We start from the raw sequence: 11,737 nt of genomic DNA, 5'->3' as shown, positions 1-11,737 counted from the left end.
AGAAATTTCCCGCTATACTCAACAAGCTTTCTGATTCAGGATCCTGCTGCTGACGGCAGATACAGACCGTTGCCTTTTAACTTATTGATTAAGAAGGTATGATATGTCTATTCGGGAACTGATTGACCCTCAAAACTCCACGCTGATTTTTATTGACCATCAACCGCAAATGTCATTTGGTGTGGCGAATATTGATCGCCAGACATTGAAGAATAATACCGTTGCATTAGCCAAAACCGGGAAAATATTCAATGTTCCAGTAATTTATACTTCAGTGGAAACGAAAAGTTTTAGCGGATATATCTGGCCGGAATTGTTAGCCGTTCATCCTGATGTGAAACCGATTGAACGTACGTCTATGAACTCCTGGGAAGATGCAGCCTTTGTTAAGGCGGTAGCAGCGACAGGGCGTAAAAAACTGATTATTTCCGCGTTGTGGACCGAAGTCTGCCTGACGTTCCCGGCGTTAATGGCGCTGGAAGCGGGCTATGAAGTGTATGTCGTGACTGATACCTCCGGTGGTACGTCTGTGGATGCTCATGAACGTTCGATTGATCGCATGGTGCAGGCAGGGGCCGTTCCGGTCACCTGGCAGCAAGTGTTGTTGGAGTATCAGCGTGACTGGTCACGTAAAGAAACCTACGACGCCGTCATGGATTTGGTGCGTGAACACAGCGGTGCTTACGGTATGGGTGTGGATTACGCGTATACCATGGTGCATGGCGCGCCGGAACGTAAAGCCTGAATACACGCCATTTTTCATGTTGCCTCTTTGTTGGCTTAGTTTGCGTACCCTGGTCACTGACTTATGTAAGTGACCAGGGCTACACAATCTTGCCACCTCGATGTTTCACGAATGATTGTGTATTGCTTTCATGGCTTAAGCAGGTCAATTTCCCTTTAGCAAGGAACCTTTCATGGCGCAGAACAAACATGTGACGTTGGTAATTACTCACACCCTGCGGCCTGACCAGGCGCAGCGTTATGAGCAGTGGCTGGGGAAAATCATGCCGCTGGCCGCCGAGTTTCCCGGGCATCTTGGGGCGAATGTCATTCGACCCACTGATGGACAAAACCTGTGGAACATCATTATCCGTTTCGACACCCTTGAGCATCTGTATAACTGGACTCAATCTGATACACGCCGGGAGCTGGTCGAGGAAATTGCGCCGCTGCTGGCCGAAGGCGATAAAACAGAAGTGCGCACCGAAGCGGCCTTCTGGTTTACTCCGCCAGCCCCCCATGTACGCCAGCCCAAACGCTGGAAGCAGTTTTTGATAACGCTGCTGGTGATTTTCCCCAGTACCAACCTGGTGCCGTGGCTGACCGGTATTCTGCTGCCTTCAATGAAAGGCTCGTTACTCCTGCATCTGATTAATGATGCCTGTGTGGTTGCGCTGGTGGTCTGGTTGTGGATGCCCATCGTAACCCGTCTGTTTGCCGGATGGCTGAAAAAAGCCTGACCGGTTTCTCAGGAGATTGTTATGTCTCAAACTGCCACACTGATTCTGACTCACGGAAAAATTCATACTCTCGAAAAGCAAAGCCCGCAGGTAGAGGCGGTGGCGATCGCCAACGGGAAGATCCTCGCGACGGGTAGTCACGATCGGGTTATGAGCTTTGCAACCGATGGTACGCAGATTGTCGATCTGCAGGGACACACTGTGATCCCGGGTTTAAATGATTCACACCTGCACCTCATTCGCGGTGGGTTGAACTACAACCTGGAACTACGCTGGGAAGGGGTCCCATCGCTTGCAGATGCGCTGCGCATGCTCAAAGAGCAAGCCGATCGGACGCCGTCTCCGCAATGGGTGCGGGTGGTTGGCGGCTGGAGCGAGTTTCAGTTTGCCGAACGCCGTATGCCGACGTTGGAAGAACTGAACGATGCTGCACCGGATACACCGGTATTTGTTTTGCACCTCTACGACCGGGCGTTGTTGAATCGCGCGGCGCTGAAAGCCGTTGGCTACACCAAAGCCACACCGGACCCGGCGGGGGGAGAGATTGTGCGTGACGGCAATGGTAATCCAACCGGAATGTTGATAGCCAAACCGAATGCCATGATCCTCTATTCGACGCTGGCGAAAGGGCCAAAACTGCCGTTGGAGATGCAGGTTAACTCGACCCGCCAGTTTATGCGTGAGCTGAACCGACTGGGGCTGACCAGCGCCATCGATGCCGGCGGCGGCTTCCAGAACTATCCTGAAGATTACGAGATCATCGAGCAACTGCACGCTAACCAGCAGATGACAGTGCGTATTGCCTACAACCTGTTTACCCAGCGTCCGAAGCAGGAAGTGGAAGATTTTGAGCGCTGGACGGATATGCTCAAACCCGGGCAGGGAACCGACTTCTATCGTGCTAACGGGGCAGGGGAAATGTTGGTCTTCTCGGCGGCTGACTTCGAAGATTTTCTGCAGCCACGTCCGGATTTACCGGAAGGGATGGAAGAGGAACTGGAGCGCGTGGTGCGCCACCTGGTGGAACATCGTTGGCCGTTCCGCCTGCATGCGACCTATGATGAGTCCATCAGCCGTATGCTCGACGTGTTTGAGAAGGTGAACCGTGACATCCCGTTCAATGGCCTGCACTGGTTCTTCGATCACGCCGAAACGATTACTGAACGCAACATCGAGCGGGTAAAAGCGCTGGGCGGTGGCATTGCCGTTCAGCACCGTATGGCGTTCCAGGGCGAGTATTTTATCGATCGCTATGGCAAAGAGGCGGTGAAACATACGCCGCCGGTGGCGAAAATGCTGGCGGCTGATGTACCGGTTGGTCTGGGTACCGATGCTACGCGCGTGGCAAGTTACAACCCGTGGACAGCGTTGTACTGGCTGGTATCAGGACGCACCGTTGGCGGTATGGCGATGTACGATGATAACAACCGCCTGGCGCGAGATGTTGCCCTGGAACTGTGGACAGCCGGCAGCGCCTGGTTCTCCAGCGAGCAGGGGAAGAAAGGGCGTATTGAAAAGGATCAACTGGCAGATCTGGTGGTGCTGTCAAAAGACTATTTCAGCGTGCCGGAAGAAGAGATCAAAGGCATTGAGTCAGTGATGACCATTGTCGATGGCAAAGTAGTTTATGCGGCCGGACATTTCTCCCCGCTGGCCCCCCCAGCGATTCCGGTTGTCCCTGACTGGTCGCCCGTTGTGAAAGTACCGGGACATTATCGCTCAGCACCGCCAGCTGCCGCGAAGGTTGGGGCGATGGTGCAGATGCATCAGTGCTGCGGAAGTTGTGGTGTACATGGCCACCAGCATGATATTGCGCGTAAATCAGGGATACCGGTATCAGATGACCGGGCCTTCTGGGGTGCGCTCGGCTGCTCCTGCTTCGCGTTTTAACGGACGGGTCAGTGCCAATAAAAAAGGCCGCTTTTGCGGCCTTTTTTCGATTCGTGCCAATTACAGGCTGGAAACGTTTTCGGTCAGGTATTTTGCTACGCCGTCCGGAGACGCGTTCATACCTTCTTTACCTTTTTCCCACTGCGCCGGGCAAACGTCACCGTGCTCTTCGTGGAACTGCAGCGCGTCAACCATGCGCAGCATTTCGTCGATGTTACGGCCCAGCGGCAGGTCGTTAACAACCTGATGGCGAACAACGCCGTTAGCGTCGATCAGGAAAGAACCACGCAGAGCAACGCCCGCTTCCGGGTGCTCGATGCCGTAGGCTTTCTGGATTTCGCGTTTGATGTCAGCAACCATTGCGTATTTCACTGCACCGATGCCGCCTTTGTCGACAGGGGTGTTACGCCATGCGTTGTGGACAAATTCAGAGTCAAAAGAAACGCCAACCACTTCAACGCCACGTTTCTGGAATTCTTCGTAACGCTTGTCGAATGCGATCAGTTCAGACGGGCAAACGAAGGTGAAGTCCATTGGCCAGAAGAACAGAACGGTGGTTTTACCGTTGGTATGCTGTTTGAAGTTGAAGTTTTCAACAATCTCACCGCTACCCAGTACCGCAGCTGCTGTGAAATCCGGAGCCTGACGAGTTACCAGTACCATATAAATTCTCCTGCAAAGTTAAGGGGTTTTTGGAACGCAACGCGGGCCAGTATAGAGAGTGTTTGGCAATAAGACAAAGAGGCGCTGGCAATCAATGAGACAGGTTTTGACTATCAATGTTCGCCAGATAGTGGCCTCGCCTTATCCGGCCCTACAACGCATGCTGCAATCAAAGCGTTTTACGGCGTGCCTGTTCCATCATCTGCGGGTAAAACTGCCAGAAGCGCTCTTCTAAGGCATTGTAATGGGTGTCCAGGTCGTACCATGAATCACGCAGAGCATCGAGACGTGGACGGCGACTGGCCATCCCGTTGAGTACGTTCTGGATAAAATCCATGTCGCGATAGCGCTCAAGCCATTTCTCTGACCACATATAATTGTTCAGATTAATAAAGCGCGGCGGTGATTCTGGCAGAATAGTGGCAACCTGAGTGTGCGCGTAGCGAACAAAATCCGTCAGCGGGAAATCGGGAGAGATTTCTGACCAGTGCCGAGACAGGAAGTGATCCCACATGACGTCCAGCGTAATCGGTGCGACGCGACGCGTTTCGCTACGAAACCACTCTCTGGCTTCACGCACCTGCGGCAGGTTATCGGTCATTACGTCGATTCGGCGGTGCATGAAAATGCCTTCCACCACGTCAGGCGAGTAGAGCGTTTCCGGATTACCCCGGACAAAATCGGCCAGCAGATTGCCGGAGAGTGAGCTGTCGGCTAGGTGAGCCAGATGCAAATGTGCAAGAAAATTCATGGTTTGATATTCATCCAGAGGGGTAAAGGTTGCAGGGAAAGCGCCCCGGCACTAGACTACCCGCCTCTTATTTTAGTCTGAGTCAGTGTCATGCGCGTTACCGATTTCACCTTTGAATTACCCGAATCCCTGATTGCCCACTATCCGCAAGCTGAGCGCAGCAGTTGCCGCTTGCTGTCACTGGATGGGCCGACGGGCGCGCTGACGCACGGTACTTTCACCGATTTGCTCGATAAGCTCAACCCTGGAGATCTGCTGGTCTTTAACAACACCCGCGTGATCCCGGCTCGTCTGTTTGGTCGTAAAGCCAGTGGCGGCAAGATTGAAGTGCTGGTCGAGCGAATGCTGGATGACAAACGTATTCTGGCGCATATTCGCGCCTCGAAAGCGCCGAAGCCGGGCGCTGAACTGTTGCTGGGTGACGACGAAAGTATTAATGCGACGATGGTCGCCCGCCATGACGCGCTGTTTGAAGTTGAGTTTAACGACGAGCGCAACGTGCTGGATATCCTCAACGCCATCGGCCATATGCCGCTGCCGCCGTATATCGATCGCCCGGATGAAGATGCTGACCGCGAACTGTACCAGACCGTGTATAGCGAAAAACCGGGCGCGGTCGCCGCGCCGACCGCGGGTCTGCACTTTGACGATCCGCTGCTGGCCAAACTGCGCGATAAAGGCATTGAGATGGCGTTCGTTACGCTACACGTGGGGGCAGGGACATTCCAGCCGGTGCGTGTAGACACTATCGAAGATCACATCATGCACTCGGAATACGCGGAAGTACCGCAGGATGTGGTTGATGCTGTGCTGGCGGCAAAAGCGCGCGGTAACCGCGTTATTGCCGTGGGCACTACCTCCGTGCGTTCACTGGAAAGCGCAGCGCAGGCAGCCAAAAACGACCTTATTGAACCGTTCTTCGGCGATACGCAGATCTTCATCTATCCAGGTTATCAATACAAAGTGATAGACGCGTTGGTAACCAACTTCCATCTGCCGGAATCGACGCTGATCATGCTGGTTTCTGCCTTTGCTGGCTACAAAAACACCATGCACGCCTATCATGAAGCGGTAAAAGCGGAATATCGCTTTTTTAGTTACGGGGATGCGATGTTTATCACGTACAATCCGCAGGCTATTTCTGAGCGACCGTGAGAAGGCTATCTCACTTGCCATGTTGATGTCGGGCAGTGCTCGCCATCCTCACGTACTGCGTGTACGCTCCGGTGGCTGCGCGCTGGTCGCCCCCAAACTGGCTGCGCCGATTGCGCCTTCGCCAGTGGGTTAAAATATTTATACTCCGTGGAGTGAATCCATGGGGAAAGTTTAATCATCAGACTGTCTCTCTGATGCAGGAGAAAAAATGAAATTTGAACTGGACACCACAGATGGTCGCGCTCGCCGCGGCCGCCTGGTTTTTGATCGTGGCGTAGTGGAAACGCCTGCCTTTATGCCGGTCGGTACTTACGGCACTGTTAAGGGTATGACGCCGGAAGAAGTTGAAGCGACGGGCGCACAAATTATTCTCGGCAACACCTTCCACCTGTGGCTGCGCCCAGGCCAGGAAATCATGAAGCTGCACGGCGACCTGCACGATTTCATGCAGTGGAAAGGACCGATCCTCACCGATTCCGGTGGTTTCCAGGTCTTCAGCCTGGGCGATATTCGTAAGATCACCGAACAGGGTGTGCATTTCCGTAATCCGATCAACGGCGATCCGATTTTCCTCGATCCCGAGAAGTCGATGGAGATTCAATACGATCTCGGTTCCGATATCGTGATGATTTTCGATGAATGTACACCGTATCCGGCTGACTGGGACTATGCTAAACGCTCAATGGAGATGTCTTTGCGTTGGGCGAAGCGCAGCCGTGACCGTTTTGATGGCCTTGGCAACAAAAATGCGCTTTTTGGCATCATTCAGGGCAGTGTTTACGAAGATTTACGTGATATCTCTGTCAAAGGTCTGGTAGATATCGGCTTTGATGGCTACGCTGTCGGCGGTTTGGCTGTCGGTGAGCCGAAAGCAGATATGCACCGCATTCTGGAACATGTTTGCCCGCAAATTCCGGCAGATAAACCTCGCTATCTGATGGGCGTTGGCAAACCAGAAGATCTGGTTGAAGGCGTACGTCGTGGTATCGATATGTTTGACTGCGTGATGCCAACGCGAAATGCCCGTAATGGTCATTTGTTTGTGACTGACGGCGTGGTAAAAATTCGTAATGCGAAACATAAAAGCGACACCAGTCCGCTCGATGCCGAGTGTGATTGCTACACCTGTCGCAATTATTCGCGTGCTTACTTGCATCATCTTGATCGTTGCAACGAAATATTGGGCGCGCGACTCAATACGATTCATAACCTTCGTTACTACCAGCGTTTGATGGCGGGTTTACGCAAGGCTATTGAAGAGGGTAAATTAGAGAGCTTCGTGACCGATTTTTACCAACGTCAGGGTCGACCTGTTCCACCTTTGAACGTTGATTAATTTTAATAATGAGGGAATTTGAATGAGCTTTTTTATTTCTGATGCGGTAGCGGCAACAGGTGCTCCGGCGCAGGGCAGCCCGATGTCTCTGATTCTGATGCTGGTGGTGTTTGGTCTGATTTTCTACTTCATGATCCTGCGCCCACAGCAAAAGCGTACCAAAGAACATAAAAACCTGATGAGCTCCATTGCCAAGGGTGATGAAGTGCTGACTAACGGTGGCCTGGTAGGTCGCGTGACCAAAGTAGCAGAAACTGGCTACATCGCTATCGCGCTGAACGACACCACTGAAGTGGTTATCAAACGTGATTTCGTAGCTGCCGTTCTGCCGAAAGGCACGATGAAGGCGCTGTAATTTATTGTTTTCCCAAAGGGAACTGCCGTGTTAAACCGTTATCCTTTGTGGAAGTACATTATGCTGGTCGTCGTTATTGTCGTCGGCCTGCTTTACGCACTTCCCAACCTGTATGGTGAGGATCCGGCTGTTCAAATCACTGGCGTGCGCGGTGCCGCCGCCAGTGAGCAAACGCTGATCCAGGTCCAGAAAACGTTACAAGAAGATAAAATCACACCTAAGTCTGTGGCTCTGGAAGAGGGCGCTATTCTTGCGCGCTTTGACTCCACCGATACCCAACTGCGCGCACGTGAAGTGTTGATGGGCGTGCTGGGTGATCAATACGTCGTGGCGCTTAACCTTGCTCCGGCAACACCCCGTTGGCTGGCAGCCATTCACGCAGAACCGATGAAACTCGGTCTTGATCTGCGTGGCGGCGTTCACTTCCTGATGGAAGTGGATATGGACACCGCACTGGGTAAATTGCAGGAACAAAATATCGATAGCCTGCGCAGCGATCTGCGAGAAAAAGGCATTCCTTATACTACCGTTCGTAAAGAAGATAACTACGGTCTGAGCATCACCTTCCGTGATGGAAATGCCCGTGATGAAGCTATCTCTTACCTGAGCAAGCGTCACCAGGATCTGGTGATTTCCAGCCAGGGCAGCAATGCGCTGCGTGCGGTGATGACCGATGCGCGCCTGAGTGAAGCGCGTGAATATGCGGTCCAGCAGAACATCAACATCCTGCGTAACCGTGTTAACCAGTTGGGTGTTGCTGAACCTGTTGTTCAGCGTCAGGGTGCTGACCGTATCGTCGTCGAACTGCCTGGTATCCAGGATACTGCGCGTGCGAAAGAAATTTTGGGCGCAACCGCGACGCTGGAATTCCGTCTGGTAAATACCAACGTTGACCAGTCTGCTGCGGCATCCGGACGTGTTCCGGGTGATTCGGAAGTGAAACAATCCCGTGAAGGTCAGCCAGTAGTGCTGTACAAGCGCGTGATCCTGACCGGTGACCATATCACCGATTCCACTTCCAGCCAGGATGAATACAATCAGCCGCAGGTTAACATCTCGCTGGATAGCGCAGGTGGTAACATCATGTCTAACTTCACCAAGGACAACATCGGTAAGCCGATGGCGACCCTGTTCGTGGAGTACAAAGACAGCGGTAAGAAAGATGCCAACGGTCGTGCCGTTCTGGTGAAACAGGAAGAGGTGATTAACATTGCCAACATCCAGTCTCGCCTAGGCAACAGCTTCCGTATTACCGGTATCAACAACCCGAACGAAGCGCGTCAGCTTTCCCTGCTGTTACGTGCTGGTGCATTGATTGCGCCGATTCAGATTGTTGAAGAAAGGACAATCGGCCCAACCCTGGGTATGCAGAACATTAAACAGGGTCTGGAAGCGTGTCTGGCCGGTCTGGTGGTTTCAATTCTGTTCATGATCTTCTTCTATAAGAAGTTCGGTCTGATTGCGACAAGCGCGCTGATTGCCAACCTGGTATTGATTGTCGGCATTATGTCACTGTTGCCGGGGGCGACGTTGAGTATGCCGGGTATTGCGGGGATCGTCTTAACCCTTGCCGTCGCGGTCGATGCTAACGTACTGATCAACGAACGTATCAAAGAAGAGTTGAGCAACGGACGTTCGGTGCAGCAAGCAATCAATGAAGGTTATGCGGGTGCATTTAGCTCCATCTTCGATGCGAACATTACGACGTTGATCAAGGTCATCATCCTGTACGCAGTCGGCACCGGGGCAATTAAAGGGTTCGCGATTACTACTGGTATTGGTGTGGCGACGTCGATGTTTACCGCGATTGTCGGTACACGTGCCATCGTAAACCTGTTGTATGGCGGCAAGCGCGTCAAAAAGCTGTCAATCTGAGGAGTGCGATGTGGCACAGGAATATACTGTTGAACAATTGAACCACGGCCGTAAAGTCTGGGACTTTATGCGCTGGGACTACTGGGCTTTCGGCATTTCTGGTTTCCTGCTGATTGCGGCCATCATTGTGATGGGCGTGCGTGGGTTTAACTGGGGGCTCGATTTCACCGGTGGTACGGTGATTGAAATTACGCTGGAAAAACCAGCGGATATGGACGTGATGCGCGATGCGCTGGAGAAAGCGGGCTTTGTGGATCCGCTGCTGCAGAACTTCGGCAGCAGCCACGACATTATGGTGCGTATGCCGCCAACTGAAGGGGCAAACGGCGGCCAGGTGTTGGGCAGCAAAGTGTTGAGTGTGATTAACGAATCCACCAACCAAAACGCGGCGGTGAAGCGAATTGAATTCGTTGGGCCGAGCGTGGGGGCCGATCTTGCTCAAACTGGTGCGATGGCGCTGATGGCGGCGCTGATCTCCATCCTGGTCTATGTTGGTTTCCGCTTCGAGTGGCGACTGGCGGCAGGTGTGGTTATCGCATTGGCGCACGACGTTATCATTACGCTCGGGATCCTGTCGTTGTTCCATATAGAGATTGACCTGACTATCGTTGCATCACTGATGTCGGTAATCGGTTACTCGTTGAACGACAGTATCGTGGTATCTGACCGTATTCGTGAAAACTTCCGCAAGATTCGTCGCGGTACGCCTTACGAAATCTTTAACGTGTCATTGACCCAGACGCTGCACCGTACGTTGATTACATCCGGTACCACGTTGATGGTTATCCTGATGCTGTTCTTGTTCGGTGGCCCGGTACTGGAAGGCTTCTCGCTGACCATGCTTATCGGTGTGTCCATCGGTACTGCATCGTCTATCTATGTGGCTTCGGCTCTGGCGTTGAAGCTGGGTATGAAGCGCGAGCACATGCTGCAGCAGAAGGTCGAGAAAGAAGGGGCGGATCAACCGTCAATTCTGCCTTAACCAACGCAGGCAAAAGAACTGAAATCCCGATCGTAAGGTCGGGATTTTTTTTGCCTGCGATTTAGCAGCAGACCATGATCTTTTTCTGTCGTCACATTACTGACAGTATGCTGTCAGTAGCCCTGTCTTATAGTCCTTCTGAGACTACTCACACAGGCAGGAGGATGTATGAAAAACGTTATTAACTGGTTTGAAATCCCCGTGGTACAAATGGATCGCGCCATCGCTTTTTATGAGCCAGTGATGCAGATTTCTTTGCGCCGGGAGAACATGGACTGCGCTGAGCTGGCCGTATTCCCGTATCAGGAGCCTGCTCCTGGTGGGGCGCTGGCTAAATTTGACGGTATTACGCCTTCAGCGCAGGGCGCTATTATTTATCTGCATACGGATGATTTAGTGGCAACGCTTGAACGCGTCGCTACCGCGGGCGGCCAGTGTGTGTTTGGCCCGATCGAACTGGGGCAGGATATTGGCACGATTGCGCTGTTTACTGACAGCGAAGGCAATCGTGTTGGTTTACATCAACCCGCGTAATATTTTCAGGACAGAGGACTAAAATGACCCGACGCGCCGACCGCTTGTTTCAGATTGTACAAATCCTGCGTGGCAGGCGAGTGACAACGGCGGCGCTGCTGGCAGAGCGTCTTGAGGTTTCTGAACGGACAATTTATCGCGATATCCGCGATCTCTCTTTATCCGGCGTGCCCATTGAGGGTGAAGTGGGCAGTGGCTATCGCTTAATGGCCGGGTTTGATCTGCCGCCGTTGATGTTAACGCATCACGAATCAGAAGCGTTGATGGTAGCGATTCGGCTGTTGAAAACATGGGGCGGGGATTCACTCTCACAAGCGCTGGAATCCGCGCAGGAAAAAGTGCTGGCGATATTGCCGCCAGAGAGTCGGCGCAGGGCCGAACAAACGCGGATTTTCGCACCAGATTTTGGTAATCAGCCGCATTCACGTAGTGCGTTCGATCTTATTCATCGCGCGGTTTCGGCGCAGCAGATTCTGGCGCTGCATTATCGCGATGAGTCCGGGAATCTCTCCTGGCGAGACGTTCAGCCGTTGGGGTTATTTTTCGGGGGCGAGCACTGGCTGCTGGTTGCATGGTGTGAGAATCGTGACGATTATCGCTGTTTTCGCGTTGATCGTTGTCTGAAGATCACGCCACTCGACAGGCATTTTCGCGAATCGGCGGATCGTTCGCTAAGTGACTTTTTACGTAAGGTACGCTGTGAAGATCAGCCATAAAAAAGCCAGCGGTTAAG

The 11,737-nt window shown here is 52.7% G+C and carries 12 protein-coding genes; 10 read left to right on the top strand and 2 right to left on the bottom strand.

Annotated elements, in window-relative coordinates; genetic code table 11:
- The first annotated feature begins 103 nt into the window (after positions 1 to 103).
- The 3 genes from NNN64_RS08525 to NNN64_RS08515 all read left to right on the top strand — a co-directional run bounded on the left by NNN64_RS08525 (position 104) and on the right by NNN64_RS08515 (position 3,353).
- The gene (locus tag NNN64_RS08525) at positions 104 to 745 is read left to right on the top strand and encodes a hydrolase (RefSeq protein WP_101700611.1); all 642 of its coding nucleotides are present in this window, start codon (positions 104 to 106) and stop codon (positions 743 to 745) included.
- A gap of 172 nt (positions 746 to 917) precedes the next feature.
- Positions 918 to 1,463, top strand: a complete 546-nt coding sequence (locus tag NNN64_RS08520) for an antibiotic biosynthesis monooxygenase (RefSeq protein ID WP_005125120.1) — start codon at positions 918 to 920, stop codon at positions 1,461 to 1,463.
- 21 nt (positions 1,464 to 1,484) lie between these two features.
- Entirely contained in the window at positions 1,485 to 3,353 is a 1,869-nt protein-coding gene (locus NNN64_RS08515; protein WP_271441098.1) for an amidohydrolase, read from the top strand.
- A gap of 60 nt (positions 3,354 to 3,413) precedes the next feature.
- Here NNN64_RS08515 and NNN64_RS08510 read toward each other — a convergent pair whose 3' ends face one another.
- A complete protein-coding gene (locus NNN64_RS08510) occupies positions 3,414 to 4,016 on the bottom strand; it encodes a peroxiredoxin (protein WP_003021524.1) in 603 nt (200 codons plus the stop codon).
- 169 nt (positions 4,017 to 4,185) lie between these two features.
- Positions 4,186 to 4,767, bottom strand: a complete 582-nt coding sequence (gene acpH, locus NNN64_RS08505) for an ACP phosphodiesterase (RefSeq protein ID WP_271441097.1) — start codon at positions 4,765 to 4,767, stop codon at positions 4,186 to 4,188.
- Between the two features lie 90 nt (positions 4,768 to 4,857).
- Here acpH and queA point away from each other — a divergent pair, with 90 nt between their 5' ends.
- The 7 genes from queA (at position 4,858) to NNN64_RS08470 (ending at position 11,720) form a co-directional block, all read left to right on the top strand.
- Complete coding sequence (gene queA, locus NNN64_RS08500; protein ID WP_271441096.1) at positions 4,858 to 5,922, top strand: tRNA preQ1(34) S-adenosylmethionine ribosyltransferase-isomerase QueA; 1,065 nt, start codon at positions 4,858 to 4,860, stop codon at positions 5,920 to 5,922.
- 208 nt (positions 5,923 to 6,130) lie between these two features.
- A complete protein-coding gene (gene tgt, locus NNN64_RS08495; RefSeq protein WP_045440480.1) occupies positions 6,131 to 7,258 on the top strand; it encodes a tRNA guanosine(34) transglycosylase Tgt in 1,128 nt (375 codons plus the stop codon).
- A 22-nt stretch (positions 7,259 to 7,280) separates the two neighbouring features.
- Complete coding sequence (gene yajC, locus NNN64_RS08490; RefSeq protein ID WP_061155582.1) at positions 7,281 to 7,613, top strand: preprotein translocase subunit YajC; 333 nt, start codon at positions 7,281 to 7,283, stop codon at positions 7,611 to 7,613.
- 27 nt (positions 7,614 to 7,640) lie between these two features.
- Positions 7,641 to 9,488 carry a protein translocase subunit SecD gene (secD, locus tag NNN64_RS08485; protein WP_271441095.1) on the top strand — a complete coding sequence of 616 codons (1,848 nt, stop codon included), beginning with the start codon at positions 7,641 to 7,643 and terminating at the stop codon, positions 9,486 to 9,488.
- Between the two features lie 10 nt (positions 9,489 to 9,498).
- Positions 9,499 to 10,470, top strand: a complete 972-nt coding sequence (gene secF / locus NNN64_RS08480) for a protein translocase subunit SecF (protein WP_137384645.1) — start codon at positions 9,499 to 9,501, stop codon at positions 10,468 to 10,470.
- A 168-nt stretch (positions 10,471 to 10,638) separates the two neighbouring features.
- Positions 10,639 to 11,004 carry a VOC family protein gene (locus NNN64_RS08475; protein ID WP_271441094.1) on the top strand — a complete coding sequence of 122 codons (366 nt, stop codon included), beginning with the start codon at positions 10,639 to 10,641 and terminating at the stop codon, positions 11,002 to 11,004.
- Positions 11,005 to 11,027: 23 nt separating this feature from the next.
- Positions 11,028 to 11,720: a helix-turn-helix transcriptional regulator gene (locus tag NNN64_RS08470; protein ID WP_271441093.1), complete on the top strand. Its 693-nt coding sequence runs from the start codon at positions 11,028 to 11,030 to the stop codon at positions 11,718 to 11,720.
- Positions 11,721 to 11,737 lie beyond the last annotated feature (17 nt).

The organism is Citrobacter sp. Igbk 14 (assembly GCF_028069825.1).
GTDB lineage: Bacteria > Pseudomonadota > Gammaproteobacteria > Enterobacterales > Enterobacteriaceae > Citrobacter.
The sequence above is the reverse complement of the archived record's forward strand: the minus strand, read 5'-3'. Positions and strand labels throughout refer to the sequence as shown.

Bases quoted from the DNA above. Each gene is read 5' to 3' on its own strand.
- NNN64_RS08525 (WP_101700611.1), top strand. From the start codon at position 104: ATGTCTATTCGGGAACTGATTGACCCTCAAAACTCCACGCTGATTTTT.
- NNN64_RS08520 (WP_005125120.1), top strand. From the start codon at position 918: ATGGCGCAGAACAAACATGTGACGTTGGTAATTACTCACACCCTGCGG.
- NNN64_RS08515 (WP_271441098.1), top strand. From the start codon at position 1,485: ATGTCTCAAACTGCCACACTGATTCTGACTCACGGAAAAATTCATACT.
- NNN64_RS08510 (WP_003021524.1), bottom strand. From the start codon at position 4,016: ATGGTACTGGTAACTCGTCAGGCTCCGGATTTCACAGCAGCTGCGGTA.
- acpH (WP_271441097.1), bottom strand. From the start codon at position 4,767: ATGAATTTTCTTGCACATTTGCATCTGGCTCACCTAGCCGACAGCTCA.
- queA (WP_271441096.1), top strand. From the start codon at position 4,858: ATGCGCGTTACCGATTTCACCTTTGAATTACCCGAATCCCTGATTGCC.
- tgt (WP_045440480.1), top strand. From the start codon at position 6,131: ATGAAATTTGAACTGGACACCACAGATGGTCGCGCTCGCCGCGGCCGC.
- yajC (WP_061155582.1), top strand. From the start codon at position 7,281: ATGAGCTTTTTTATTTCTGATGCGGTAGCGGCAACAGGTGCTCCGGCG.
- NNN64_RS08475 (WP_271441094.1), top strand. From the start codon at position 10,639: ATGAAAAACGTTATTAACTGGTTTGAAATCCCCGTGGTACAAATGGAT.
- NNN64_RS08470 (WP_271441093.1), top strand. From the start codon at position 11,028: ATGACCCGACGCGCCGACCGCTTGTTTCAGATTGTACAAATCCTGCGT.